This window comes from Megasphaera sp. MJR8396C, assembly GCF_001546855.1.
Lineage (GTDB): Bacteria > Bacillota > Negativicutes > Veillonellales > Megasphaeraceae > Megasphaera.
The window spans coordinates 16,945-42,480 of record NZ_KQ958170.1 but is presented as its reverse complement, the minus strand read 5'-3'; the positions used below and the strand labels follow the sequence as shown (position 1 = coordinate 42,480).

The window sequence follows — 25,536 nt, the reverse complement described above, 5'->3', positions numbered from 1 at the left end:
GCACTTCGATAATGAAGTGCTTCTTTTTTTAAGTAGAGAAGCTGTTTTAAAGGAGCGAACGCGACGCATAAAACAGACTGAATCACTTACTCCGAAGCTTGACTTCGGAGTGGGAGGGGGAATCTGGTAGGAAGCCATAGAGCCACTATTCAGAAGCTCTCAGACATATCGAGCATTATCAGACAAATGTCGAAGACGACGCGACTGACGTTCCCAAATTAATGGATGCTTTTCTGATACGATAGCAACATTTCCATTACAGGATAAAAAAGAAGCACCGACTGATGTCGATGCTTCTTTCATATATATGCCCTGTTAGGCGAATGACCGAGCAGAGCGAATAAAAGGAGATAAAATATGGGAGACAAATTTAGATTATCGTTGATAGGTCCATCCAGAGCGTAAAGTCTAGGCATTCAACCCATCGGTCATGATGTGGACTTTTTTATTTTCCTGATAGACGATCATCGACACGCGGTCCTGGTCGTCAAAGGAGACCGTCAGATAGTAATCGGGATAGACGACATCGCTCAATAAATAGGCCGGACCAATGGCTTTTAATTCGTACATTAGCGTAAAGGCTGGTCGCAAGGTCCTGAGGACATCGCTTTTTTTGTCGCCGATTTTTAAGCCGTAAAAGGAATGAGCGACGGCATCGTCGGGACTGATTATGATCATTTCTTGCGTTCGACGCTGTCCGTATAAATCGGAAAAGATGGAAGTTTCCTGCATATTGAATGCTGAGGCTGCTGAAGCAGGGGCAGGTGTCAGCAATGGAAGAATCAGTATCATTAAGAGGAGACAATATTTTTTCATATAGCCGGACTCCTTTTCGATAGGAGAATTTTTTCGCGAGATGATTAATTCTGGTAAGAATGGAGTTTGCAGAGCACCTTGTCCGGTAACTGGACGATGATGATGCCCGTGATGATGAAGATTGCTCCGATTAATTGAGTCGTTGTAAACATTTCATTGAGGAAAAATGCACCGAGGACGGATGCAATCAAAGGGTTCAGGGCTGTAAACAGGCCGGCTTTTTCGGCACTGGTATATTTTTGAGCTACGGGCTGGAAGGTAAATCCAAAGACTGAGCAGATAAGGACTAAGGTGATGATGGCCGACCAGGTCGTCGTATCGGTGGGAATGACGGGCACTTCAAACAGAAGGCTTGCCATGGTACTGTAAATGGCGAGAAATCCCATCTGCAGGATTCCCAATAATAAGGGGTCATGCTCGCGTGCTAACCGGGCGGTCAGGCAAATCCATACGGTATAAAAGAGGGCTCCTGTCAGGCAGATTATTTCACCGGGAGCCAGGCTGAAAGAGGCTCCTTGGAGGGTAAGGCAAGCGATGCCGATAAAGAGCAGCGTCGTTGCCAATAGTACCTGTTTTCCCGGCCATTGGCGGTTGAGCACAGCCATGAGCAGCAGGACCCAAACGACAGACGTGTTTTCTAGGAAAGCGACTGTGGAAGACGCTACCGTTGTCAGGCTGATCAATTCACAGGCCATACAGCCAAAGAGGAGCGTCCCCAAAAGCCCGGCTGATTTGAAGAGGGCCGGTGTAATCTGAGGCAGGCGTTTATGGAACAGGATAAGTAAAATAACGGTGGTCAGGAAAAAGCGAATGGACAAGAGTTCTAACGGAGGCATTCCGTTCAGGCCGATTTTGGATAAGACATAGGAAATACTTCGGGATACGATGACGGTAAGCAGCAATAATTCAGCAGTTCCCTGTTTCATACAAATACCTCCTTACTTTTTTCTTACTTTTATGATACGCTATAAACAGCATAGAGAGAATAGCAAAAAAATATATGATGGATTGATAAAAAAGCAAAGGTGATTTTTATGAATACGGAGAAATGCAGACTTCTCTTGCAGGTCGTCAGGGCCGGCAGTTTTTCGGCTGCAGCGGAGCGACTCGGCTATACACCGTCGGGCGTCATGCGTGCCGTTACGTCTCTTGAAAAGGAAATTGGTTTTCCTCTCTTAGGAAGAACGGCTCAGGGCGTCCATCTGACCCGTGAAGGGACAGCTGTACTGCCTTATTTGCGCCAGCTCATCCGCGATGAAGAAACGATTCTTCAGTACAGCGCCCAGCTTCGCGGGTTGACGGCCGGTGATATCTATATCGGATCTTATTTCAGCGTCGCCGCCAATTGGCTGCCCCAGATTATTCAGGCCTTTCAGCAGACCTATCCTTCTGTTCACGTCCATATTGAAGAATGTGCCAATAAGTCCATGTATGAAGGGCTCGAAGAAGGGCGCTTCGACTGTTGTATCACGACGAAGCGCCCTTTTTCAGGAGATTGGATTCCCTTATGTGAAGATGAGATGGTCATGTGGCTGCCGGAAAATCATCCCTTAGCCAAGGCTAAGGCCTATCCGCTCAAGGAATTGGCCAACGAATCTTTTATTGAATCGCTGCCCCAGCAGGATACGGATTCGGCCCTCTTGCTGAAGGCTGAAAATATTTCCTGCAAGGTTCGCTATACGGCCATCGATAATTATACGACCTACCGGATGGTAGAAGCCGGTTTGGGAGTCAGTATGAACAACCGTCTCATGACGGCACAGTGGCAGGGAAAGGTTGCCATCTTACCAATGGATCCGGTTCATACGATCACCATTGGCATCGCTATTCCCAGTCGGGACATGGCGGCCCCGGCCGTAAAAAAATTCATAAAGTACGTAAAGGACGGTATCAGTCAGATGCAGCTTCCGATGACGACTCACTAGGGGAACCGTGTCTTTTTGGCAGGATGAGGTTGAGGCTGATGGCGATGATGGAAGCTAGGACGACCGGGGCCTTGCCGAAAATGGTCGTGACCCAGGCCGGGAAAAGGTGAAGTGATTCCGGCGCCGCCGACAAGCCCATACCCATGGCAACGGCAAGACCTACGATGGCCATGTTGCGCGGCGTAGCTCCGTCAGAGAGAGCCAGTTTGATGCCGGTCATGGCAATGGATGCGAAGACAGGAATCGTTGCCCCGCCGAGGACGGCATAGGGAATCGTCGTCAACAAGCCGGAAAACTTGGGAACGATACCGGCGATGAGGATGATGATGGCTGCCAGGGCCAAGGTCGCCCGGTTGATGACTTTTGTCGTCGTGACGATGCCGACGTTTTGACTGAAGGATGCTGTCGGCAAAAATCCAAGGACCGAGCCTACGATGCTGGTGGCACCTAAGCCGAGGATGGCTCCGTGGAGTTCATCCGATGTTGGTTGGCGGTTCATGGCTCCCGATGTGGTTGCCGAAAAATCGCCGATGGCCTGGATGGAGTTGATGACGAACAGGATCGAAATGGCAATGCAGGCGGCGGGATCAAATTCTAGTCCGAAGTGGAGTACCCGCGGCATTTCAAAATATCCTGCATTTACGACGTTGTCGAATTGGACCATGCCCATGGCCAGGGCCAGTATGTATCCGGCTACGATGCCGACCAGAATCGATGCCAGGCGCAGGAGTCCACTGGTAAAATGTGTGAAAAATATCACAACGATTAGAGTGAATAAGGCGACAACCCAGTTCTGCCAACTGCCGTACGTCGGGGTTCCCAGTCCGCCGGCCATATAGTTGATGGCAATGGGGTAGAGGGAAAGGCCGATGGTGAAGACGACGGTCCCGGCCACGAGGGGCGGAAAGAATTTCCGGATGCGATGGATGCTGAGCCCGACCAGGATGGCACAGATTCCGCCGAAAATTTCAGCGCCTAAGATGGCGGCGATGCCGTAGTCGCCAGCGAGGGACTGCATGGTCGGCACGTAGGCGAAACTGACGCCGAAGATGACCGGAAGGCCGGCTCCGAAGTGAATGCCCGTGCGCTTTCCCAGGGGATAGAGCTGGAGGATGGTCCCGATAGCAGCTGCGATGAGGGAGGCCTGAATCAAGATGATCCGGTCAGGTTGAGAGAGGCCGGCAGCGCCGGCAACGATGATGGCCGGTGTGACGCAGCCGACAATCATGGCGACGACGTGCTGCAGGGCTAAGGGCAGGGCTTCAAAGAAGTGAGGAATGCCGTCCATGGCAAAGAGGGAGGCGCTGCGTGTGTTTGAAATAGGTAGCTTTTCCACAATGGGGCACCTCCTTTAAGGCTGATGAATGCGGGTACCCGTTTTTCCAAGGATGCCTTCTTTTGCCTTTTGAAGCAGCGTAATTAAAGCGGTGCGGCCCGGTCGCGATTCGGCGAATTTGACGGCCGCCTGTACTTTCGGCAGCATCGAGCCGGGGGCAAAGTGCCCTTGTTCCATATAGGTCCGAGCTTCTTCGGGGGTGATATCGGTGAGGGACTGTTCTTCCGGTGTGGAAAAATTGATGGCGACGTTTTCGACGGCCGTCAAGATGATCAAGTAGTCGGCGTGGAGGTCTTCGGCCAAGAGTTCGCTGACAAAGTCTTTGTCGATGACGGCACTGGCGCCCTTCAGATGATTGCCCTGGTGGGTGACCGGGATGCCGCCGCCGCCACAGGCGATGACCAGTTGGCCTGAGTCGACCAGGGTTTTTATGGCTCCGATTTCAATGATTTCTCGCGGCTGCGGAGAGGCGACGACGCGGCGCCAGCCGCGGCCGGCATCTTCTTTGACGATATAGCCGTATTCTTTGGCTGCGTGTTCGGCCTGCTCTTTGGTCATGAAGTGGCCGATGGGTTTGGTCGGCCTTTTAAAGGCCGGGTCTTCGGGATCGACGCGGACCTGGGTGACCATGGTGGCGACAGGGATGTCAAAAATGTCACGATTGTGCATTTCTTCACGTAAAGCATTCTGCAAATCGTAGCCGATGTAGGCCTGGCTCATAGCGACACAGACCGACAGAGGCGTATTGGGTTGATTGACATCTTCTCGGCTCAAGGCGGCCATGGCGTGATTGATCATGCCGACTTGCGGGCCGTTTCCGTGGGAAACGATGACTTCACAGCCTTCTTGGATGAGGTCGACGATGGCTTTGGCCGTCGTTTTGACGGCCTGCATCTGTTCAGGGAGGGTGTTTCCCAAGGCGTTGCCTCCGAGAGCGATGACGATGCGCTTCTTTTTTTGAGTCATAATGATTCTCCTTCTATGACAAGAGGGGCCGGTCCAGAGGACCGGCCCCTTTCACGGTTGCAGGTTTATTTCAGTTTACGGACAGTGCCTTTTTCTTCCAAGGCTTTTAAGGTAGCTGCCGGATTCTGGCATTTGGCCAACATGATCATGGCTGCGATGACATAGGGTTTATAGCTGGCTTCCTTATAGAGGGAATCGCGGTAACGGTCGAAGACGGAGGCTTCGACTTCGCCGTCTTCACAGCTGACGCCATTGATATCGGCGGGCAGGCAGTGGAGGTACATGGCTTTGCCGTCTTTGGTCGTCTTCATCATGTCTTCTGTACAGCACCAGTCTTTGTGTTGTGCATTTTGCGCCAGCAGTTCTTGTTCTAAGGCATCGATGCCGGCCTGATCTCCGGCGGCATAGAGGTTGGTGCGTTTTTCCATGGCCGCAAAGGGAGCCCAGCTCTTGGGATAGACGACGTCGGCGTCTTTGAAGGCGTCAGCCATATCGTTGGTTATGCGGAAGGAACCGCCGGACTGCTGGGCATTCTTTTTGGCGACGTCGACGACATCAGGCATGACTTCATAGCCTTCGGGATGGGCCAAGACGACATCCATGCCGAGGCGGGTCATGAGGCCGATGACGCCTTGGGGAACGGACAGGGGTTTGCCATAGGACGGGGAGTAGGCCCAGGTCATGGCGATTTTTTTGCCTTTCAGGTTTTTGAGGCCGCCCATTTCGTGAATGATATGCGCTGCGTCAGCCATACACTGGGTCGGATGGTCGATATCGCACTGGAGGTTGACCAAGGTCGGTTTCTGTTCAAGAATTCCGTCTTTATAACCTTGGGTAACGGCATCGACGACTTCTTTCTGGTAGGCATGACCCTTGCCGATATACATGTCGTCGCGGATCCCGATGACGTCGGCCATAAAGGAAATCATGTTGGCCGTTTCGCGAACCGTTTCACCATGGGCAATCTGGCTCTTCTTTTCGTCGAGGTCCTGAACTTGGAGGCCTAAGAGATTGCAGGCCGAAGCGAAGGAGAAGCGGGTACGCGTCGAGTTGTCGCGGAAGATGGAAATGCCGAGACCGCTTTCAAAGAGTTTCGTGGAAATATTGTTTTCCCGCATGAAACGGAGAGCATCGGCTAACACCCAGATGGCTTCCAATTCGTCGTCGGTCTTGTCCCAGGTGAGGAAGAAGTCATTTTCGTACATGTCTTTGAAGTTGAGGGCTTTTAATTTATCGATATAGTCCTGTAAAGTTTTCATCAGAGTAGCTCCTTTTATGGTCAATTGAATTTATTTGCTGGTGTAAACGGATGGCAAGGCGGCGTAAACGGCGGCGCAGGTGACTAAGTCCTGTTTCCATGTCTTTTCGTTTGGTGCATGGGCCTGTGCTTCGGCTCCGGGGCCAAAGCCGATGACCGGGATGCCATTGCGGCCCATGATGGAAACGCCGTTGGTCGAGAAGGTCCATTTATCCGTAAGGGGCAGGGCTTTTCGCATGGCTTCCGTTTCGGCAGAACCGATGCGGCTGGTGCCGAAGAGACCTGTATAGGCTTCTTCTAACGCCGTCGTCACTTTATGGTCCTTGGGAATGACCCAGGTCGGGAAGTAGCATTCGATGGGATAGGTAAGACCGGTATAACTGGGGCGAGCATAGTCATATAAGCTTACTGTGACGTCGTTGCCATACTTTTTAACACTTGGCAGGGCGCGGATTTCGTCGAGGCAGCTTTCCCACGTTTCGCCGGCTGTCATGCGGCGGTCGAGGGAAATGGAGCAGGAGTCAGCCACGGCGCAGCGACTGGGTGAGGTGTAGAAGATCTGGGAGCAGGTAACGGTACCGCGGCCGAGGAAATTGGCTTCTTCCCATTCCGGGTTGTATTTCTTATCGAGCATTTTTACCAAACCCTTGATTTCCGTCGTGTCGGCGGCGTCATTTTCATTGAGGGCCCGGATGTCCTGGATGATGTCGGCCATCTTGTAAATGGCGTTGTCACCGCGTTCCGGTGCCGAACCGTGGCAGGAAACGCCTTGGACGTCGACGCGGATTTCCATGCGGCCGCGCTGACCGCGGTAGATGCCGCCGTCGGTCGGTTCCGTCGAGACGACGAAGTCCGGGCGGACCTTATCTTCGTTGATGATGTACTGCCAGCAGAGGCCGTCACAGTCTTCTTCCTGGATGGTGCCGGTGACGAGGACCGTATAGGCGTCGGACAGTAAGCCTAAATCCTTCATGATGCGGGCACCGTAAACGGCCGATACGATGCCGCCGAGCTGGTCCGATGTGCCGCGGCCGCCGATTTCCGTATCCGATTCGAAGCCTTCGTAGGGATCGAAGGCCCAGTTGCCCTTATTGCCGATGCCGACGGTGTCGATGTGAGCGTCGAAGCCGATGAGGGTCTTTCCCGTTCCCATATAGCCGAGGACGTTTCCCATGGGATCGATTTCTACCTTATCAAATTCGAGTTTTCTCATTTCTTCGGCGATACGGTCGATGTGGGCTTTTTCATCGCAGCTTTCACCGGGGTATTTTACGATGTCTCGCAGGAAACGGGTCATATCCTGTTCGTAGTTTTGGGCTGCTTCTTTAATTTTGGCGTAATTTACAGTCATGGTACTCTCTCCTTTTATATGTTTGCTTTTTGAGCTGTTTTATTTTTCGAATCCCCGCCAGACGATATTTTTGTAGCGGTCTGGATCGGTATCGCCTTCGGTTGAAAATGCGAGGACTTGAGAATTTTCATTGAGGTCTAATTGGTCACGAAGTTCCTTACATTCATCGGACAGCATGATGGTTGCCAGGGTACCGAAGGGGACGGCACCCGATTCGCCCGATACGATGGGGGCATCGCCTTTTAAGGGAGCGGCCAGCATGCGCATGCCGCGGACGGTAATCGGGTCATCGGCGGAAACGAAGGTCGTGACGTGATTCTTAAGGATATCCCAGGAAATCGTATTCGGTTCCCCGCAGGCAAGACCGGCCATGATGGTGTTGAGGTCGCCGCCTACGATGCGGGGCTTGCCGTCACCGGCAGCAGCTCCCTTATACAGGCAGTCAGCCGCCGAGGCTTCGACGACGATGAATTTCGGAGGATTGTCTTGATAGAGGTTGGCAAAATATCCGACGATGGCTCCGGCCAGAGATCCGACCCCGGCTTGAACGAAGATGTGTGTCGGCCGTTCAACACCGGCTTTTTTCAACTGTTCGCCGGCTTCCATGGCCATCGTTCCGTAGCCCTGCATGATCCACGACGGGATTTCTTCGTAGCCGTCCCAAGCCGTATCCTGAACCATGACGCCGTGCGGCGTTTCCGAGGCTTCTTTGGCAGCCTGGCGGACACAGTCATCGTAGTTGAGTTCTAAGATGTCGACATCAGCGCCCAGTTTTTTGATATTTTCCAATCGGGTTTGGGTCGTCCCCTTGGGCATGTGTACGATCGCCTTCTGGCCTAGTTTTTGTGCGGCCCAGGCGACGCCGCGGCCGTGATTGCCGTCGGTGGCCGTAAAGAAAGTGGCTTGGCCAAAATCTTTGCGGAGTTCGTCAGAAGTCAGCACCTGGTAGGGCATGTCAGAAATTTTACGGTTCGTTTCTTTGGCGATGTATTTAGCCATGGCATAGGAGCCGCCGAGGACTTTGAAGGCGTTGAGGCCGAAGCGATACGATTCGTCTTTGATAAAAATCGATTTCAGGCCTAAGTACTGCGCCATCTGATCTAGGCGCGTCAGCGGCGTTTCACTATATTGGGGAAAACTTTGATGAAAGGTCCTGGCCTTTTCAATTTCGCTGAGGCTCATGATGGGGAGATTTTTATCGTCTGATTTGGGCAAGTGATTCATGGCCCATTTCATATCTTTCTTCATAATCCGTACCTCCTAAAATAAACTGAAAAAAATATTTTAGATAATCTAAAAGTTTTTGTATATCTAGAGTATAACATGACTATGCGTATTTGCAATAGGATGAACCTAAAAATCTATTTGGTTGCTACACTTTTTTTGCAAGAGGAGAAAGAGATCTATCGGATTTGGGCATAATAAAAAGAGACCTTGCGGTCTCTTTTACGGTTCGTTGCTGCTGTCTATATAACTATATAAGGTGTATTTCGAAATCCCGAAGTGCTTGGAGATTTTATCGCCGGCCTTGGTAATGAGTAGGGCGCCGCGGTCATTTAAAAACTTGATGGCCTTGATCTTATCTTCGCGGGTCATGAGCGGTACCGGTTTTCCGACTTGCCGCGTCGATTCTTCGATGAGGTCGTTGAGGCAGTCGGTGACGTTTTGTGGAATCGGGCTGGCCTTTTCTTCGGACTCGACCGATACCAGCGGTTTTATGGCATTTTCAATCATGATCAATTCGGTAATATCGTAATTGATGGAAAAGACGCCGATGATTTTCTGTTCGTCATTTCGAATGTAGATGGTCGTCGATTTTAAGATGCGGCCGTCTTTGGTTTTGGTCAGGTAGCTGGCGTGGTCTTCCAATTTTTGGGGATCGCTTTTCAGGGCGTCGAGAACGGCAAGGGAAGGTCCATCGCCGACTTTGCGGTTGGAAACGTGGCCGTTTTCGATGGCTACAATAGAATTTTCTTTATAATTGTCACTCAAATCATGGATGACGATTTCACAGTTGGGTCCGAACTGGTCGGCCAGGCCCTTGGCTAAATGGCGTAAAAAGTTAAGGACGGCATCGTCTAACATAAAAGACACCTCTCTCTATGACAGAAAACAGATTATTAGCTGTTCTGCTAAAAATTTTTTAGGTAATGTTACTATACCACATTTTTAAGAGAATGTAACGGCTCTCATCGAAAAATCTATATGTCAAAAAATCATCCTTATCGTCGAACTATAATAAAATTAACAACAAAATTTTTTAGGCTCAAAAAAGTTTGACAGAAAACTTACAAAACGGTAGTATTAAGATAGATTCATGAATGACAATGACGATATGATAAAAATACAATAGATGGAAACATCGTCAGTATGTTAGATGACGGAGGAGGGAGTTATATGATTATTGTAGGAAATGGACACGTCGTGACACGGGATTCTCGGAATCCATATGTTCCCGATGGTGCCGTTGCCATAGACGGTACGAAAATTTGCGGTATCGGCCGGACTGCCGACTTGCGCAAGCGTTTTCCAGAAGCGTCCTTTATCGACGCGAAAGACGGCGTCATCATGCCGGCCTTTATTAATACGCACGAACATATCTACAGCGCTATGGCCCGGGGACTTCACATCGAAGGCTATGCCCCGAAGGGCTTTTTAGATATTCTCGACGGACTGTGGTGGAATATGGACCGCCATTTGACCAATGACCTGACCTACTTGAGTGCCATGGCGACGTATGTCGAATGCATCAAAAGCGGCGTGACGACGATTTTCGATCATCATGCCAGCTTTGGCGAAATCAAGGACAGCCTGTTTGCCATCGGTCAGGCTGCTCAAGAAATGGGCGTCCGCTCCTGTCTGTGTTACGAAGTGTCTGACCGGGACGGCGCCGATAAAGCGCGGCAGGCGGTCTTAGAAAATGAGGCCTGGATCCGCCATGCGCAGCAGGATACGACGGATATGCTGGCCGGTATGATGGGCATGCACGCTCAGTTTACCCTCAGCGATGAGACGATGAACTTGGCGGCAGAACACAAGCCCGACGGCGTGGGTTATCACATCCACGTGGCCGAAGGGATTGAAGATCTGCACGACTGCTTGAAAAAACACGGCAAACGCATCGTCGACCGCCTGTATGATTGGAAGATTCTCGGGCCAAAGACCCTGCTCGGTCACTGTATCTACGTCAATGCTCATGAGATGGACCTCATCAAGGAAACGGATACGATGGTCGTTCACAACCCTGAGTCGAATATGGGCAATGCCTGCGGCTGTCCGCCGACGATGGAAATGGTTCACCGCGGTATCTTGACCGGTTTGGGCACCGATGGCTACACCCACGATATGATCGAGTCTTATAAGGTAGCCAATATTCTGCACAAACATCATCTTTGCGATGCTACGGCCGCTTGGGCTGAAGTACCGCAGATGTTATTTGAAAATAATGCCGTCATCGCCAACCGGTACTTCAAGGCTCCTTTAGGAGTCTTAAAAGAAGGGGCGGCAGCTGACGTCATCGTCCTTGACTATACGGCACCGACGCCGATGAATGAAGAAAATATCGACGGTCACATCCTGTTTGGCATGACGGGACGCAACGTCGTCACGACCATTGCCAACGGCAAGGTCCTGATGAAAGATCGGGAACTGACTACTGTCGATGAAAATGCTTTGATGGCTAAAATTCGCGAAGGCGCCGCTGTCCTGGCCGGGCGCATTAACGGCTATTTGTAAGGAGGCAGGTATCATGAGTGATCGCATGACATCGATTCCCTTCGGGGATTTAATGAATTGGATATTACGGGAAGCACCGAGTGGTACGATTTTTGGGGTTCACCACCAATATAAAGCCGGTAATCAAACACCATATGACATTTTTGACCGCCCGTTAGAATTGCCCTTCGGGCCGGCGGCCGGCCCCCATACGCAGTTGGCCCAGAACATTGCCGCTGCCTATGCTGCCGGGGCCCGATTCTTTGAATTGAAGACCGTGCAGCAGCTTGACGGTGAAGATTTGCCCGTCCCCAAACCCTGTATCAAGGCCGATGACGAGGGCTATAACGTTGAATGGTCGACGGAGCTTACGGTTCTCAAGGCCTTTGAAGAGTACGTAAAAGCCTGGTTCTTGGTTCATGTCATGGCTGTCGAATACGGCCTGGGGCGGTCCGACGGGATGCAGTTTAATATGTCCGTCGGCTATGATTTGGCCGGTATACAGACACCTAAAATCGACACCTTTATAGAAAATTTGAAGGATGCGTCCCAGACGGATATCTTCAAAGACTGTAAGTCCTGGCTGCTCGCCCACTTGGATCGATTCCAGAAACTTCGCCGGGAAGACGTCGAAGCCATTCCAGCCGACATCTGTAATTCGATTACGGTTTCGACGATGCACGGCTGTCCGCCAGATGAAATCGAACGGATTGCCAGTTATTTATTGAAGGAAAAGAAAGTTCATACCTTTGTAAAATGCAATCCGACCCTCCTCGGCTATGAGTTCGTGCGAAACTGCATGGATACCTTAGGCTATGGCCACATGGTCTTCGATGACAGTCACTTTAAGGCCGATTTACAGTATGACGATGCCATTGCCTTGTTGAAGCGGCTCCAAGACGTCGGTACCGCTGAAGGCCGGATTTTTGGCGTAAAACTGACCAACACCTTCCCCGTCGCCATTACGCGGCATGAACTTCCAGGAACGGAAATGTATATGTCTGGCAAGCCTCTGTTCTTCTTGTCCATGAATGTAGCCAAGAAACTGAGTGAAGCCTTCGACGGGAAGCTGCAAATTTCCTACAGCGGCGGCGCCGATGCTCATAATATCGCCGATATTGTGTCAGCCGGCATTTGGCCGGTTACGGTGGCGACGACCTTATTGAAGCCCGGCGGTTACGAGAGACTGGTGCAGATGGCCAATCTTTTGACAGGCCAGGCGGGCCAAGCATTTACGGGTGTAAACGTCGGTAAACTGAACGCTTTATTGGAATCTGCCTCCGGAGACCGCCACTATGCCCGTCTGGATCCGAAGGCTCAGCATCGAAAGAACAAACGGGAACTGCCCTTGATGGACTGTTTCACGGCGCCCTGTATCGATACCTGTCCCATCCATCAGGATATTACGGCCTACATGGATTTAGTGGCCGATAAAAAGTATGTCGAAGCCCTTCAGATCATCTTGGAAAAGAACCCCCTGCCTTTCATCACCGGGACCGTCTGTTATCATACCTGTATGAATAGCTGTACGAGGAACTTCTATGAAGCTGCCGTAGAAATCCGGCAGAACAAGCTCATGGCGGCTGAAAAGGGTTGGGATGGCGTCATGGCCTCTCTTACCGTTCCGGAGCCGATGGGAAAAACGGCAGCTGTTATCGGCGGCGGCCCGGCAGGTCTTGCGGCGGCGTACTTCTTAGCCCGCGGCGGCGTAACGGTTACCGTATTCGATAAAAATCCGGCGCCGGGCGGTTTGGTCCGTACCTTCCTCTGTGACAAGAAGGGCGAGATTTCGACTGACGCCATCGATAAAGACGTGGCCTTGATTCAAAAACTCGGCGTACGCATCGTTTCCGATAAGGTCATTTCATCCTTCGATGAGTTAGATTCTTTCGACTATGTTCTGGCCGGCTGCGGCGTGAAGGGGAAAATCGGGGCATCGAATGCCGGCGATATCGACGGACTGACGCTCATCGGCGATGGCCGTCAGGGCAAGACGACGTCCGTCGTAGAATGTATTGCCGATGGGAAAAGAGCGGCAGAGGAAATCTTAGGGCAATGTACCAGTGTCGATACGACCCTGATGCCCGATGTAAACGATGTTTACGACCAACGCGGCTTTTTAACAGCGCCGCCGGCTGAGGGCTGTGACGGACGCTGTCTCCACTGCGACAGCATCTGTGAAGTCTGTACGGAAGTCTGTCCCAACCGGGCCAACGTTGCCATCGAAGTGCCGGGCCATCTGCAGCGGCAGATTCTCCACCTCGATGCCCTGTGCAACGAATGCGGCAACTGCCGGACCTTCTGCCCCTGGGGCGGTGCGCCGTACCTGGATAAATTGACTCTGTTTGCGAATGAAGCGGACTTTATGAATAGCGACAATCAAGGCTTTGTCGTGATCGATAAAGAGAGCGGACGCTGTAAGGTGCGGCTCGACGGACAGGTTTGGACGACGACCCTCGAATCGGGCGACGACACCATTTCCGAAGAACTGTGCGGCTTTATGACGGCCGTCATGAAAGACTATGACTATCTGTTCGTGAAATAAGGAAGAAGGAACCATCATGGATTACATCATCAAAGGCGGAACGGTTTGCCTGGAGGGGGAGCATTTCCAGGCAGATATCACCCTTCGTGACGGGAAAATTTGGTCCCTGGGCTGCATCGGCCATAAGGGCAGTGAAGAAGTCATCCATGCCGATGGGATGTATGTCTGCCCCGGTGGTATCGACCCGCACACCCATATGGACTTGCAGCAGTCGCCGAAGTATCGCTCGTGTGACGATTTTTACAGCGGCGGTGTGGCAGCTGCCTGCGGCGGGACGACGACCATCATCGACCACATGGCCTTTGGTCCGGAAGGCTGCTCTCTGCGATATCCCTTTGAGCAATACAAGAAATTGGCTGAAACCTGTCCCGTTGATTATAGTTTCCATGGTGTCTTCCAGCACGTCGATGAGTCTATCTTACAAGAACTGGCGGAGCTGATTGAAGAAGGATTTCCGAGTTTCAAGGCTTATACGACTTATGGCTACCCCATGGGGGAAACTGAGATGATGAAACTCTTTCCCGTCCTGAAAGCTCATGGCGGACTGCTGACGGTCCATGCTGAAAGCGACGGCATTACCAATAGCCTCCGCCAATCTTTGACGAAGGATGAATTGGCTCCCATCGGTCAGGCACGAACGCGGCCGAATGCGGCCGAAGCATCGGCTGTCGGTCAAGTATTAGCCACGGCCCGGGCTTGTGGAGATGCCCCAGTTTACATCGTTCACACGTCGGCGCATGAAAGTGTAGCACAGCTTCGTCTGGCGCGGCAGGAAGGGCAGCGGAACGTATATAGTGAAACGTGCCCCCAATACTTACTGCTGCGCGAAGATAAATTTATCGATGGCGGTCCTTTAGAAGGTATTAAATACATGATGGCCCCGCCGTTACGCCAGAAGGAAGATAATGAGGCCTTGTGGAGCGCTTTGCAGGATGGAACGGTTCAAGTCGTGGCGACCGATCACTGCCCCTTTACCATCGAAGAAAAACAGGCTCACGTCGCAGATTTTCGCGGCTGCCCCGGCGGCGTATCCGGCGTAGAAGAACGAATGCCATTACTCTTTAGTAAAGGCGTCGTCAAAGGGCGGCTTTCGTTGAGTCAATTCGTTCGCCTGACCAGTACCAATGCCGCCAAGATTTTTGGACTCTATCCGAAAAAGGGGACCCTCCTTCCGGGAAGTGATGCCGACATCGTCATCATCGACCCGTCACAGCAGCGGACCATCGGCAAGGACAATTTGCACACGACCTGCGGCTACTCGCCGTATGAGGGCATGACGACGGACTGCACCATTTCTCATGTATTTTTAAGGGGACAGCTCATTGCTAAGAACAACGTCTTCCTTGGGCAAAAAGGCGATGGCCAGTTGCTGCGCCGAAAGCGCACCGTGCCCTATGAGGACATCATTAGATTATAAATTCATAAGTATCATTTCCTGTCTGGTATTTTCCCTCGCTGGAAGCAGCTGGCTCTAGCGAAATGGCAGCCATGACAGACGTATCACTGAAAGTCCGGATGGGCGGAAAGAGGAACTGTTATGGATAGGACATGTAAGTTATGGATCAATGGTCGGGAAGTGGCCGTTGATCCGGACCGTAAATTAATCGATATTTTGCGCCGTGACCTGCGGCTGAAATCCGTAAAGGATGGCTGTAGTGAAGGCGCCTGCGGGACCTGTACGGTCATCATTGACGGCAAGGCGACCAAGGCTTGTGTACAGAAAGCGGGCCGTCTCGAAGGCAAGCACATTGTGACTGTAGAAGGACTGTCACAGCGGGAAAAAGACGTCTTCGTCTATGCTTTTGGTGAAGCTGGCGCCGTTCAATGCGGCTTCTGCATTCCCGGGATGGTCATGTGCGGCAAGGCTCTTATCGATACCAATCCGAAGCCGACCCGACTGGAAATCACAGCGGCTATCCGCAACAATATTTGCCGCTGTACGGGGTATAAGAAGATCATCGATGCCATTGCCCTGGCGGCGGAACTGCTGCAGGATGATGCACCGATTCCTGTCGTCGGGGGCTATCGCGGTGTCGGCGATCCCTGCCAGCGCGTCAACGTCAAGACCAAGGTATTGGGAACGGGAAAATATACCGACGATCTGGATGACGTCGATTTGCCGGACATGTGCTATGGCAGCGCCATTCGCAGTGCGTACCCGAGAGCTGTTGTAAAGGCCATTCACACGGAAAGGGCCAAGGCCCTGCCGGGCGTCGTCTGCGTGTTGACGGCCGATGATATTCCCGGTTCGGTAAAGGTCGGCCATTTAAAGGTCGATTGGGATACCCTCATTCCCGTCGGGACGGCGACCCATTATTTAGGCGATGCCATCGTCATGGTAGCGGCTGAAACGCCGGAGATATTGGCCGAAGCCAAGAAACTCGTTGAGATAGAATACGAAGAACTACCGCCATTGACCTGTGCCGAAGAGGCCCTGGCCGAAGATGCGCCCTTGGTTCACCCGTCGGCAGGGACCAATATTCTGGCTCATGAACATCTCGTACGCGGCGATGCCGATGCCGTCATTGCCGCGTCGAAATACAAGGTGACTCACCATTTTGAAACGCCATGGACGGAACACGCCTTCTTAGAACCGGAATGTGCCGTTGCCATGCCTTTCGATGACGGCGTTTTCGTCTATTCGTCCGATCAGGGCATTTACGATACGCGGCGGGAAACGGCCCTCATGCTGGGTCTTCCGGAAGAAAAGATCATCGTCGAAAACTGCTTCGTCGGCGGCGGATTCGGCGGAAAAGAAGACGTGACGGTCCAGCATCTGGCCGCTCTCGTAGCCTATGTCTGTAAACGGATCTGTAAAGTGAAGCTGACCCGTCAGGAGAGCATCCTGATTCATCCGAAGCGCCATCAGTTCAGCATGGATTTAACGACGGCTTGTGATGAAAATGGCAAGTTGACGGCCATGAAACTGATTGCCGTCACCGACAACGGAGCCTATGCCTCCCTGGGCGGGCCGGTCCTTCAAAGAGCCTGCACCCATGCGGCGGGGCCTTATAATTATCAGACCATCGATATTGAAGGCACAGCCGTTTACACCAATAATCCTCCCGCCGGGGCCTTTCGCGGCTTTGGCGTAACCCAGACGATTTTTGCAACGGAATTAAACTTAAATAAACTGGCTGAATTAGCCGGCATCGATCCTTGGGAAATTCGCTATCGAAACGCTATCCGGCCGGGAGAAGTCCTGCCTAACGGTCAGATTGCCGACCCGTCAACGGGCCTTGTCGAAACGCTGGAAGCCGTAAAAGACGCGTACTATCACAGCGGTCCCTATGTGGGCATTGCCTGTGCCTTGAAGAACTCCGGCGTCGGTGTCGGACTTCCAGACTATGGCCGCTGCCGCCTCGTCGTCCGCGACGGCAGGGTTCATATCTATTCATCGGCCTCCTGCATCGGCCAGGGCGTCGGCACGGTCTTGGTACAGATCGTATCCCAGGCAGCCGGCCTTCCCATTGAAGCCATTAAATGGCATATGCCCAATACGGCTACGTCGCCCGATGCCGGTACGACGTCCGGATCCCGTCAGACGACGCTGACCGGCGAAGCGGCGCGGCGGGCGGCTAAAGACCTGCGGCGGGACCTGTTTCATGCTAAGGGCCTGGTTTACGAAGAAACGAGCCGCCCCAGTGACTACTTAGAAGGTGTCACGGTTGAACAAGAATCGTCGGCGACGGCGAGGGTCCGCTTTACCGGCAGCGATTTAGATACGCTAAGCGGTCGGGAATATATCGGCGAATATCTCGGTAAAACCGATAAGATGGGAGCCGATGTAGAAAACCCTGTGTCGCACGTTGCCTATGGCTATGCGACCCATGTCTGTATCCTCAAGGAAGACGGGACGATTCAAAAGATGGTCGCCGCTCACGACGTCGGCCGCGTCGTCAACCGCAAGAGCCTGGAAGGACAGATTGAAGGCGGGACGATCATGGGCTGCGGCTACGCTCTGAGTGAACAGTATCCCCTCGACCACTGTAAGCCGACGGCAAAATACGGCACTTTAGGCCTGATGCGGGCCGATAAGGCACCGGATGTCGAAGCCATTGCCATTGAAAAGGAAGGCGTCGATGTTGCCTATGGGGCTATCGGCGTCGGTGAAATCACGTCGATTCCGACGGCACCGGCCGTCGCCGGGGCGTACTATAAGTGGAACGGCCAGTTCCAAACGGAAATCCCCTTAGTAGGGACGCCGTACAGTCGAAAAAAATGAGGCCTTTTGAAAGAGGCCTGACGGCTGTTAAAAAATGCAGTATAATAATAAAAAATACCATAAAACCCCTCAACTTGCCCGGCAGGTTGAGGGGGCTTTTATAGAAAGGAAGGCTATGAAGGATCGATTAATTATTGTCCGCGGCGGCGGTGATCTGGCAACGGGTGTCGTCCAATCTTTATTTCAGGTGGGCTTTCGCGTCCTCATCTTGGAAGTGGACCGGCCGTCGGCCATCCGCCGACAGGTGGCTCTCTGTGAAGCCGTCTATGACGGCACGGCTATCGTCGAAAATATGACCTGCCGGCGCTGTGATTCCATCGACGCTTTATCGAGCGTGTGGGCTCGTCAGGAAATTCCCCTTCTCGTCGATCCCGAGGGAAGGGCGATTCAGGCGCTTCAGCCCTGGGCCGTCGTCGATGCCATTTTAGCGAAGAAAAACTTGGGGACCAACCGCAGCATGGCGCGTCATACCGTGGCCTTAGGGCCGGGATTTACGGCCGGGCGTGACGTCGATGCCGTCATTGAAACGAAGAGAGGTCATCGGTTGGGACGCATCATCCGTGACGGTGCGGCTGCGCCCAATACTGGCATACCGGGGATCATTGCCGGTTATGGTAAGGAACGGATTATCCACAGTGAAGCCGCCGGGTTTGTCTATGGCTTGGTCCGCATTGGCGACAGCGTAAAAAAAGGACAGCCTATGGCTGTCCTGACAAAAACGCTCCTTCCGGATGGAATGGCGGCGACGGCTGCCATGGGGTTACCGGTGCCGGCGTCCTTGACGGGGCTGGTAAGAGGCCTGATTCGCGACGGCTATTATGCGCCTAAGGGATTCAAGATTGCCGATATTGATCCGCGGGAGAGTGAATATCACAACTGCTTTACCATTTCCGATAAGGCGCGCAGCCTGGGCGGTGCCGTGTTGACGGCCCTCCTTTGGCTGGGGCGTGATGATTTAGTTTAAATAAGAATCGAGGGGCTTTACATGGAAAAGGAAGAAGACGCACTGCATTTTGCTTCGTGCCGAGAATTATCGTATATTGATTATCATCAAGGTGCCGTTCAGAAACAGCAGTCCATCGCCATTGAGGTCATGACTCCGCTCTATCTCGATGGCGCGCGGGTCAGTACGCTCATATCTTCCCCGGAAGATGTCGATATCCTGGCAGCCGGCTACTGTTTGGCTGAGGGGAAAGTTGCCAGCGGCAGGGGTTTATCGGGAGTCAGTCTGCACGATGATGCCGCCTGGGTGACGACTGAGGAAGGGCAGCGTGCGGTACGGAAAGACGAACCGTTTCACCCCATATCGGCACAGCGGCTCTGCTCGTATGGCGGCCTGTTGGACAGCTTGTCAACGGCCCATCATTCGTCTCACGGAGTCCATGAAGGCGCTTTGGTGTCCGGCGATAACATCCTCGTTTATACGGAAGATATTGGTCGCCACAACGTTCTCGACCGACTGCGTGGGTTTGTTGAACTGGGCCATATCGACGTCAGCCAGGCCGTTTTGGTATTCAGCGGCCGCGTTCCTCAATCGGTTATCGAAAAGGTCCACGGTCTGGGCGTCCGCTTCTTGGCCTCGCGGGCACTGCCGACCAGCTTAGGCGTCGCCCTGGCTGAGAAATACGGTATCACTGTCGTCTGCGGGCTGCGTCCCGATTCATTTAAGGTTTTTGCCCATGGAGAACGAATCTCTTGGTAAGGGTTAGGGTAATACAATAGCTTCGATAGGAGCGCCTTCTGGTAACGGAGGCGTTCCTTTTTTGATGCAGCCCAAAGCATTGACCTGAGCCAGTCCTAAGAGGGCACTCGACGTGAGGGTCGTATTCGGCGTAAAGACGGCCTGACCACCTTCAAAGGTGATGTGCCCCTGTACGAAGCGGTCGACAGGATTTTCTTTTTGAATGGCGTGGCTCAAGCGGCAGGTGACGATGGAAAAGTCCTGCTTTTTTTCACCGTTTACCTGGCGGAGAATGGGGATGGCCAGGAGCTGGAAGGCATTGAAGGCTGCCGAGGGATTGCCGGACAGGCCGAGGACTATCGTACGTGTTACGCCGTCTCTTTGGATGACGCCGCCGTATGACGCCGAGCCGGGACGCATGGTGATGCGGTTGTAGAGTTGGACGGAACCGAGGCGTTCGTAGATTTGAGGCATCGTGTCGTAGAGGCCGACCGATACGCCACCGGTGCTGATGATGAGGTCGGCGTCACGGCTTAACTGCCGGATCTTTTCTGTTTCCGCATCGAGGCGTTCCGGAGCATCGGAAACGTGATAAAAGGTGACTTCTGCGCCCTGGGCTTCCAGTAAAGGGCGGAAGAGATAGGCGTTGGAGTTGTAAATTTGGCCGTCGCGCCGTTTCTGGCCGGGGAGGACTAATTCTCTTCCCGACGTCAGGAACAAGACTTTTGTTTTAGTGAAGACCGGGATGGTGATGTTTCCCATGCCGACGGCAGCTGAGACGGCGCCGGCTGTCAATTTCGTTCCCTCGGTGATGATGACGGAGCCTTCTTGGCATTCTTCGCCGACGGGAATGATATTGCTTCCAGGCTGGATGCTCTCTGTCACTTCTATTCGGTCCCCTTGGCGGAGCGTGTATTCTTGAGGAATGACCGTGTCGCAGTCATCGGGAACGGCACAACCCGTCATCAGACGAACGGCTTGACCGGGCAGTACCGGGTCTTTGTAAACGATGCCGGCGCCGATCGTGGCGATGACGTCATAGCCTTTTTTTTCATGACTGCAAAGGGCATAGCCGTCGAAAGGGGATTTACGGTACGGCGGATAGGGATGGGCGGCCGTAATGTCTCTGGCGGTGATGCGGCCGACGGCGGCTTCCGGTGTGACTTCTTCCGTTTCTTTTTGATAGGAAGACAAGGCGCCGTGGAGACGGCGCCTTGCTTCGGTAATCGTTACGATTTCCATGATTTGATATCCTTTTTAATGGTGTGATGCCATACTTTGTCCGACAGCCTTCTGGGAAGCGGCTTTGACGGGTGTTTTGGGCTTGAAGAGACTCAGGGCCTCTGTCGGACAGGCGGGAATACAGGCAGGCTGGCCCGTTTCCGTATCGCTGCAGAGGTCGCATTTATAAGCGATAATACGGACGGGGCGGCCCTTGGTATCGCCGTGGTAAATGCGGGTCATGGTGATGGCATCAAAGGGGCAGGCGCGGGAGCATTTGCCGCAGCCCCGGCAGGCATCTTCGTCAATGACGACCTTATCGTCACCGAGGGAGATGCAGTGAAAGGGACAGGCGTCGAGGCAGCGCGGTTTTGGACACTGCTGGCACTGGACGGCTTTGGTGATTTTTGACGTGTAAACGACGTGAACGCGCGGCGTAAAGTCGAAGCTGTCTGGTTTCAAGGCGAACAGGGCCTTGCCGGTGTGACTTGCCACGCAGGCGGCCATGCAGGTCTTACAACCGATACAGAGTTCAGGATCTGTCTTAATGTGATTAAACATGGCCAAGGCCTCCTTCGGGTTGGATACCCATGCGGCTGCGAATAGCGGCGTACTGGGCTTTTACGTTCATTTCGGCCTGTTTTTGATCGTCAATTTTTTCGACGCGGCAGGCGCAGTACTTATATTCCGGCGTACTGCTCTTGGGGTCTAAGGCTGAAATGGTCAATTCATTGCAGGCGCCAATCCACCATTGATAGGTCATGTAGGTGGATCCTTGGGAGACCCGGTCGGAAACCTGGCAGCGGGTAACGGTCTGGCCGCGGCGGGAGATGACGCGGACTAAGTCGCCGTCGGCAATGTTGAGATTTTGACAGTCATCGGGATTCATTTGGATGAAGCCCGGTTCATCGGCCAAGTCGACGAGGAGGCGGCAGTTGCCGGTCATGGTCCGAACGGAATAGTGACCGACTTCGCGTACTGTCGATAAGGACAGGGGATAATCGGGGCTTTCGACTTCTTTTACCGGTATCCACGGGAAGTAATAGAAACGGCCTTTGCCGTCGGCTGTGGCAAACTGAGCTCCGTCATGAAGGTACTGCGTGCCCTTGTCGTCGGAATCTTCTGTGTAACAGGGCCATTGGATGCCGTGATTGGCGTCCATTTTTTCATAGGTCGCGCCCGTAAATTTGGGGCAGAGGGAACGCATTTCGTCCCAAATTTCTTAGGTATTGTCGTAGTGCATGGGATAGCCCATGGCATTGGCCAGGAGACAGAGGATTTCCCAGTCCGGCTTGCAGTCCGGCTGCGGTTCAATCAGTTTGCGGACGCGTTGGAAGCGGCGGTCACAAGAGGAGTAGACGGCATCGTGTTCGCCCCAGGCTGTGGCCGGGAAGATGACGTCGGCGTGTTCGCAGGTCTTATTGAAGAAAATGTCCTGTACGGCGACGAAGGCGATGGCGTTGAGGGTCCGTCTGATTTCCGGAAGGTCCGGATCCGATTGGGCCGGGTCTTCGCCGATGATGTAGTAGGCGTGAATCTGTTTTTTCGGGTCTGGTTCACGGAGAACCTTGGCCGGGACGCGGGTGAGGGGCAGGCCGACTTTATCCGGAAGGGCACAGCCCCAGGCTTTTTCGAACTTCCGGCGAACGGTTTCGTCGGTTACGCTTTGATACCCCGGATACTGATTGGGCAGGACGCCCATGTCGCAGGTCCCCTGAACGTTGTTCTGGCCGCGGACCGGGCCGACGCCGGTCGCGTAATGGCCGTAGTTGCCGGTCATGAGGCTGAGATTAGAGCAGGCGATGACGCATTCGACGCCCTGAGAAAACTGGGTGATGCCCATGCCCCACAGGGTTACGGTATGCTTGGAGGAAGCAAAGAGACGAGCGGCTTTTCGGATATCATCGGGATCTAAATGGGTTGCGGCAGCAACTGCTTCCGGCGCGTACTTGTCCTGCGCGATTTCTTCGGCATAGGCTTCAAAGCCGGTCGTATGCTTTTCGATAAAATCGCGGTCGACTAAGTCTTCGGTTACCATGACATGGGCCATGGCATTGAGCAGCAGCATGTTGGTGCCGCCTTTTAACGGGAGATAAATGTCGGCCAGGCGGCCCATTTCTGTCAGGCGGGGGTCGACACAGATGATTTTACAGCCCTTCTTTTTGGCTTTGACGACGCGGCGGGCGACGATGGGGTGTGAGACCGGCGCATTGTAACCGATGTTGAAGATGACTTCGGCATCTTCGATTTCAGGAATGCTGACCGACATGGCCCCTTCACCGACGGATTGGCTCAGGCCGGCGACGGAGGCACCGTGACAGATGCGGGCACAGTGGTCGACGTTATTGGTGCCGATGACGGCACGCATGAATTTCTGTGTGATATAGGCGGTTTCGTTGCCCGGACCGCGGGCCGAACCGGCTCCCATGACGGCATCGGGACCATATTCCTTGATGATGGCCTTGAGGCGGGATGCCGTGTATTCGATGGCTTCCTGCCAGGATACTTCGACCAAGGGGCTGCCTTTGCCGCCTTTTCGCATCATGGGATGGCGGATACGCTTGGTAAGAATTTGGGGATCATTCAGATAATCCCAGCCATAAAGACCTTTTAAACAAAGGCGGCCTTCGTTGTTGACGCCCTCTGGGGAGCCTTTGGCTTCGATGACACGATTGGTTGCTGTATTTACCGTACAAGTAATGACACAGCCTGAACCGCAGTAGGGACAGACTGTGTCAATGTTTTTATAAGTATCCATGGTAACACCTCGCTTTTTGAGTTCAATTGATTTTTTGTCCACCCCGGGCAGGATGTAGAGCTATGCTACCATAGTAGAACTTCTGTCTGCGAGATGCAAGTAAACAATCACTAACGGTTTATATTTCCGACGAACGGTATCCCGTGAGGAATAAGATATGATTGACTATATTCGCGGAATCAGCTTGCTGGATATCGATCTGTGGAAATGGTCCGTGACTGTGACTTTCGACAAGAACTAAATCGGCTAGCTGTTGTTGTGTCAAATTAAAGATGACATCTTCTTTTTGCGCTTCTGGTCCGATCATATCGGGACTGCAGAGACAGGCCGAAACGGCACCGGCGCTTCGGGCCCGGTCCGTGTCTGATCCGGCTTTAGGACGACAGTCGGTGTGGTGCGTGCTCTTAATGTAGGCGACGTGGTATCCGCGGCGGGTCAGTTCGGCAATGGCCGTTTCGGCGGCCGTCGTTTTTCCGTCTCCTGAATGCGGGGCTGTCAAGGTGACGACCGGTACTTTACGCCGGCTGTTGGCGGCACGGCCTTTGGCGGCTTCGTAGTCGGACATAGTATTGACGTTGAGGTACAGGGCCGGGCGACACGACTTCAGGGTCGCTGTAGGAATCTTCTGTAGGAATTCCTGCAGGCAGTAGTTGCCTGTCCGGAGCTGCTGGGCAATGGCCGGCACTAATTCCCGGCTGTAAAGGGCGGCTAAAGGCTGGTCACGACCATCTTTGGTCCGCGGGATGACGGCCATCAGCTCGGGATCGCGGCGAACGGGTCTTAAGATGTCTGAAATCGGCGAGAAATCGTAAAAGGGAAGGTCGACAGACAAGACCAGATAGTAGTCGCATTCGCCGTCTCTCATAGCTGCTTCCAGTCCGCCCAGGGGACCGCAGTGCTGGACGTTGTCGGCGATGGTCCGGACCGAACGGGCGAGTTTGGCCGGCAGGTTCTTGGGTGAGTAATCCCGGTTGATGGAGACGATGCGTTCTGCAAAAGGCGCGCGCTGGCTGCGAAGCAATAAGTCCGTCAGCAAGTCCGTTCCGTTCCAAGGCAGGGTTGCCTTATCGTGGCCCATGCGAGAACTTTCGCCCCCGGCCAGGATGATCAGGCCCAGGGAGAAACGATGTGAATATTTTATCATTCTCTATCACGTCCTTTATTATAATATAATTATATTATACCATGATTTTATGTGATAAGGTGAGGAAGTTGACAGCAAGTTTCCACAAAAAAAGTATGGAAAGCTAACAGATTTTAATGTATAATGAGCTTAGTCGAAACTGGAAGTCCGTCGGTCGACGGATTTACTTTTTTTATCCGTTATTTGCACTTGCGAATAACGGTGCAGGGAGGCGCTCATGGAAGGGCAAAAGCTTCACTATAAGGTCATGATGTGTCTGCTGGGCGACAAGCGGGCTTTTGGCCCCGGCGTGGCGGAACTCTTGGACGGCGTTCGTCGCCACGGATCGCTGCAGGGCGCTGCCCGGGACATGAATATGTCTTATTCAAAGGCCTGGACGATCATGCGCGACGCCGAATCCATTTGGGGATTTCCCCTCATCCGCCGTTACGTCGGCGGTAAAGACGGAGGCCGGTCGGTGCTGACCGGACAGGCCGAAGAAATCCTCAAGCGTTACGAGCAGATGGACGAAGCCATCCGGTCTGTCGCTGCCCAGCAGTTCGGTGCCTTGTTTAATGATGAAGAATTACAAAAATTAAGGGAAATGAGAGGCTAGA

At 53.0% G+C, this 25,536-nt stretch carries 19 protein-coding genes and 1 pseudogene; 8 read left to right on the top strand and 12 right to left on the bottom strand.

Annotated features, from left to right (window positions below; all coding sequences use genetic code 11):
* Positions 1–408: 408 nt before the first annotated feature.
* On the bottom strand, positions 409–678 hold the full coding sequence (locus HMPREF3201_RS04530; protein WP_154254612.1) for a hypothetical protein: 270 nt from the start codon (positions 676–678) through the stop codon (positions 409–411).
* Positions 679–860: 182 nt separating this feature from the next.
* Positions 861–1,742 carry a DMT family transporter gene (locus HMPREF3201_RS04525; RefSeq protein WP_062411957.1) on the bottom strand — a complete coding sequence of 294 codons (882 nt, stop codon included), beginning with the start codon at positions 1,740–1,742 and terminating at the stop codon, positions 861–863.
* Between the two features lie 108 nt (positions 1,743–1,850).
* On the opposite strand from HMPREF3201_RS04525, the gene HMPREF3201_RS04520 reads away from it, so the two are divergent.
* Positions 1,851–2,741, top strand: coding sequence for a LysR family transcriptional regulator (locus HMPREF3201_RS04520; protein WP_062411956.1), 891 nt, complete (start codon positions 1,851–1,853; stop codon positions 2,739–2,741).
* Here HMPREF3201_RS04520 and HMPREF3201_RS04515 read toward each other — a convergent pair.
* The 6 genes from HMPREF3201_RS04515 to HMPREF3201_RS04490 form a co-directional block, all read right to left on the bottom strand.
* Positions 2,707–4,077, bottom strand: a complete 1,371-nt coding sequence (locus tag HMPREF3201_RS04515) for a uracil-xanthine permease family protein (protein WP_197408258.1) — start codon at positions 4,075–4,077, stop codon at positions 2,707–2,709. The two genes, HMPREF3201_RS04520 and HMPREF3201_RS04515, sit on opposite strands and share 35 nt — an antisense overlap.
* Before the next feature lie 15 nt (positions 4,078–4,092).
* The gene (arcC, locus tag HMPREF3201_RS04510) at positions 4,093–5,043 is read right to left on the bottom strand and encodes a carbamate kinase (protein ID WP_062411955.1); all 951 of its coding nucleotides are present in this window, start codon (positions 5,041–5,043) and stop codon (positions 4,093–4,095) included.
* A 65-nt stretch (positions 5,044–5,108) separates the two neighbouring features.
* Entirely contained in the window at positions 5,109–6,302 is a 1,194-nt protein-coding gene (ygeW, locus tag HMPREF3201_RS04505) for a knotted carbamoyltransferase YgeW (RefSeq protein ID WP_062411954.1), read from the bottom strand.
* 30 nt (positions 6,303–6,332) lie between these two features.
* Entirely contained in the window at positions 6,333–7,652 is a 1,320-nt protein-coding gene (locus HMPREF3201_RS04500) for a YgeY family selenium metabolism-linked hydrolase (RefSeq protein WP_062411953.1), read from the bottom strand.
* A 39-nt stretch (positions 7,653–7,691) separates the two neighbouring features.
* Positions 7,692–8,900, bottom strand: a complete 1,209-nt coding sequence (dpaL, locus tag HMPREF3201_RS04495) for a diaminopropionate ammonia-lyase (protein ID WP_062411952.1) — start codon at positions 8,898–8,900, stop codon at positions 7,692–7,694.
* Positions 8,901–9,098: 198 nt separating this feature from the next.
* Positions 9,099–9,737 carry a helix-turn-helix transcriptional regulator gene (locus tag HMPREF3201_RS04490; protein ID WP_062411951.1) on the bottom strand — a complete coding sequence of 213 codons (639 nt, stop codon included), beginning with the start codon at positions 9,735–9,737 and terminating at the stop codon, positions 9,099–9,101.
* 312 nt (positions 9,738–10,049) lie between these two features.
* Here HMPREF3201_RS04490 and ssnA point away from each other — a divergent pair, with 312 nt between their 5' ends.
* The 6 genes from ssnA to HMPREF3201_RS04460 all read left to right on the top strand — a co-directional run bounded on the left by ssnA (position 10,050) and on the right by HMPREF3201_RS04460 (position 19,838).
* A complete protein-coding gene (gene ssnA / locus HMPREF3201_RS04485) occupies positions 10,050–11,387 on the top strand; it encodes a putative aminohydrolase SsnA (RefSeq protein ID WP_062411950.1) in 1,338 nt (445 codons plus the stop codon).
* Between the two features lie 13 nt (positions 11,388–11,400).
* Entirely contained in the window at positions 11,401–13,911 is a 2,511-nt protein-coding gene (gene ygfK, locus HMPREF3201_RS04480) for a putative selenate reductase subunit YgfK (RefSeq protein WP_062411949.1), read from the top strand.
* A gap of 16 nt (positions 13,912–13,927) precedes the next feature.
* Entirely contained in the window at positions 13,928–15,328 is a 1,401-nt protein-coding gene (hydA, locus tag HMPREF3201_RS04475; protein ID WP_062411948.1) for a dihydropyrimidinase, read from the top strand.
* A 120-nt stretch (positions 15,329–15,448) separates the two neighbouring features.
* Positions 15,449–18,136 (top strand): selenium-dependent xanthine dehydrogenase, encoded by a 2,688-nt coding sequence (gene xdh / locus HMPREF3201_RS04470; RefSeq protein ID WP_062411947.1) that lies wholly within the window; start codon positions 15,449–15,451, stop codon positions 18,134–18,136.
* 115 nt (positions 18,137–18,251) lie between these two features.
* Complete coding sequence (gene yqeB, locus HMPREF3201_RS04465) at positions 18,252–19,100, top strand: selenium-dependent molybdenum cofactor biosynthesis protein YqeB (RefSeq protein ID WP_062411946.1); 849 nt, start codon at positions 18,252–18,254, stop codon at positions 19,098–19,100.
* Positions 19,101–19,121: 21 nt separating this feature from the next.
* Positions 19,122–19,838, top strand: coding sequence for a formate dehydrogenase accessory sulfurtransferase FdhD (locus tag HMPREF3201_RS04460; protein WP_062411945.1), 717 nt, complete (start codon positions 19,122–19,124; stop codon positions 19,836–19,838).
* Positions 19,839–19,841: 3 nt separating this feature from the next.
* Here the strand turns inward: HMPREF3201_RS04460 and HMPREF3201_RS04455 are convergent, their stop codons facing one another.
* From HMPREF3201_RS04455 to HMPREF3201_RS04440, 4 genes and pseudogenes are all read right to left on the bottom strand, one after another.
* Positions 19,842–21,059, bottom strand: a complete 1,218-nt coding sequence (locus HMPREF3201_RS04455) for a molybdopterin molybdotransferase MoeA (protein WP_062411944.1) — start codon at positions 21,057–21,059, stop codon at positions 19,842–19,844.
* A gap of 15 nt (positions 21,060–21,074) precedes the next feature.
* Positions 21,075–21,599 (bottom strand): 4Fe-4S dicluster domain-containing protein, encoded by a 525-nt coding sequence (locus HMPREF3201_RS04450; RefSeq protein ID WP_062411943.1) that lies wholly within the window; start codon positions 21,597–21,599, stop codon positions 21,075–21,077.
* Positions 21,592–23,796, bottom strand: a pseudogene (fdhF, locus tag HMPREF3201_RS04445) (formate dehydrogenase subunit alpha). Before fdhF ends, HMPREF3201_RS04450 begins: the two are co-directional and overlap by 8 nt.
* Before the next feature lie 118 nt (positions 23,797–23,914).
* On the bottom strand, positions 23,915–24,940 hold the full coding sequence (locus tag HMPREF3201_RS04440; protein ID WP_062411942.1) for a molybdopterin-guanine dinucleotide biosynthesis protein MobB: 1,026 nt from the start codon (positions 24,938–24,940) through the stop codon (positions 23,915–23,917).
* Between the two features lie 217 nt (positions 24,941–25,157).
* On the opposite strand from HMPREF3201_RS04440, the gene HMPREF3201_RS04435 reads away from it, so the two are divergent.
* Positions 25,158–25,535 carry a winged helix-turn-helix domain-containing protein gene (locus tag HMPREF3201_RS04435; protein WP_062411941.1) on the top strand — a complete coding sequence of 126 codons (378 nt, stop codon included), beginning with the start codon at positions 25,158–25,160 and terminating at the stop codon, positions 25,533–25,535.
* Position 25,536: the final 1 nt, after the last annotated feature.

Excerpts from the sequence above, each read along its gene's own strand:
- HMPREF3201_RS04530 (WP_154254612.1), bottom strand. The coding sequence starts at position 678 with ATGATCATAATCAGTCCCGACGATGCCGTCGCTCATTCCTTTTACGGC.
- HMPREF3201_RS04525 (WP_062411957.1), bottom strand. The coding sequence starts at position 1,742 with ATGAAACAGGGAACTGCTGAATTATTGCTGCTTACCGTCATCGTATCC.
- HMPREF3201_RS04520 (WP_062411956.1), top strand. The coding sequence starts at position 1,851 with ATGAATACGGAGAAATGCAGACTTCTCTTGCAGGTCGTCAGGGCCGGC.
- arcC (WP_062411955.1), bottom strand. The coding sequence starts at position 5,043 with ATGACTCAAAAAAAGAAGCGCATCGTCATCGCTCTCGGAGGCAACGCC.
- ygeW (WP_062411954.1), bottom strand. The coding sequence starts at position 6,302 with ATGAAAACTTTACAGGACTATATCGATAAATTAAAAGCCCTCAACTTC.
- HMPREF3201_RS04500 (WP_062411953.1), bottom strand. The coding sequence starts at position 7,652 with ATGACTGTAAATTACGCCAAAATTAAAGAAGCAGCCCAAAACTACGAA.
- dpaL (WP_062411952.1), bottom strand. The coding sequence starts at position 8,900 with ATGAAGAAAGATATGAAATGGGCCATGAATCACTTGCCCAAATCAGAC.
- HMPREF3201_RS04490 (WP_062411951.1), bottom strand. The coding sequence starts at position 9,737 with ATGTTAGACGATGCCGTCCTTAACTTTTTACGCCATTTAGCCAAGGGC.
- ssnA (WP_062411950.1), top strand. The coding sequence starts at position 10,050 with ATGATTATTGTAGGAAATGGACACGTCGTGACACGGGATTCTCGGAAT.
- ygfK (WP_062411949.1), top strand. The coding sequence starts at position 11,401 with ATGAGTGATCGCATGACATCGATTCCCTTCGGGGATTTAATGAATTGG.
- hydA (WP_062411948.1), top strand. The coding sequence starts at position 13,928 with ATGGATTACATCATCAAAGGCGGAACGGTTTGCCTGGAGGGGGAGCAT.
- xdh (WP_062411947.1), top strand. The coding sequence starts at position 15,449 with ATGGATAGGACATGTAAGTTATGGATCAATGGTCGGGAAGTGGCCGTT.
- yqeB (WP_062411946.1), top strand. The coding sequence starts at position 18,252 with ATGAAGGATCGATTAATTATTGTCCGCGGCGGCGGTGATCTGGCAACG.
- HMPREF3201_RS04460 (WP_062411945.1), top strand. The coding sequence starts at position 19,122 with ATGGAAAAGGAAGAAGACGCACTGCATTTTGCTTCGTGCCGAGAATTA.
- HMPREF3201_RS04455 (WP_062411944.1), bottom strand. The coding sequence starts at position 21,059 with ATGGAAATCGTAACGATTACCGAAGCAAGGCGCCGTCTCCACGGCGCC.
- HMPREF3201_RS04450 (WP_062411943.1), bottom strand. The coding sequence starts at position 21,599 with ATGTTTAATCACATTAAGACAGATCCTGAACTCTGTATCGGTTGTAAG.
- HMPREF3201_RS04440 (WP_062411942.1), bottom strand. The coding sequence starts at position 24,940 with ATGATAAAATATTCACATCGTTTCTCCCTGGGCCTGATCATCCTGGCC.
- HMPREF3201_RS04435 (WP_062411941.1), top strand. The coding sequence starts at position 25,158 with ATGGAAGGGCAAAAGCTTCACTATAAGGTCATGATGTGTCTGCTGGGC.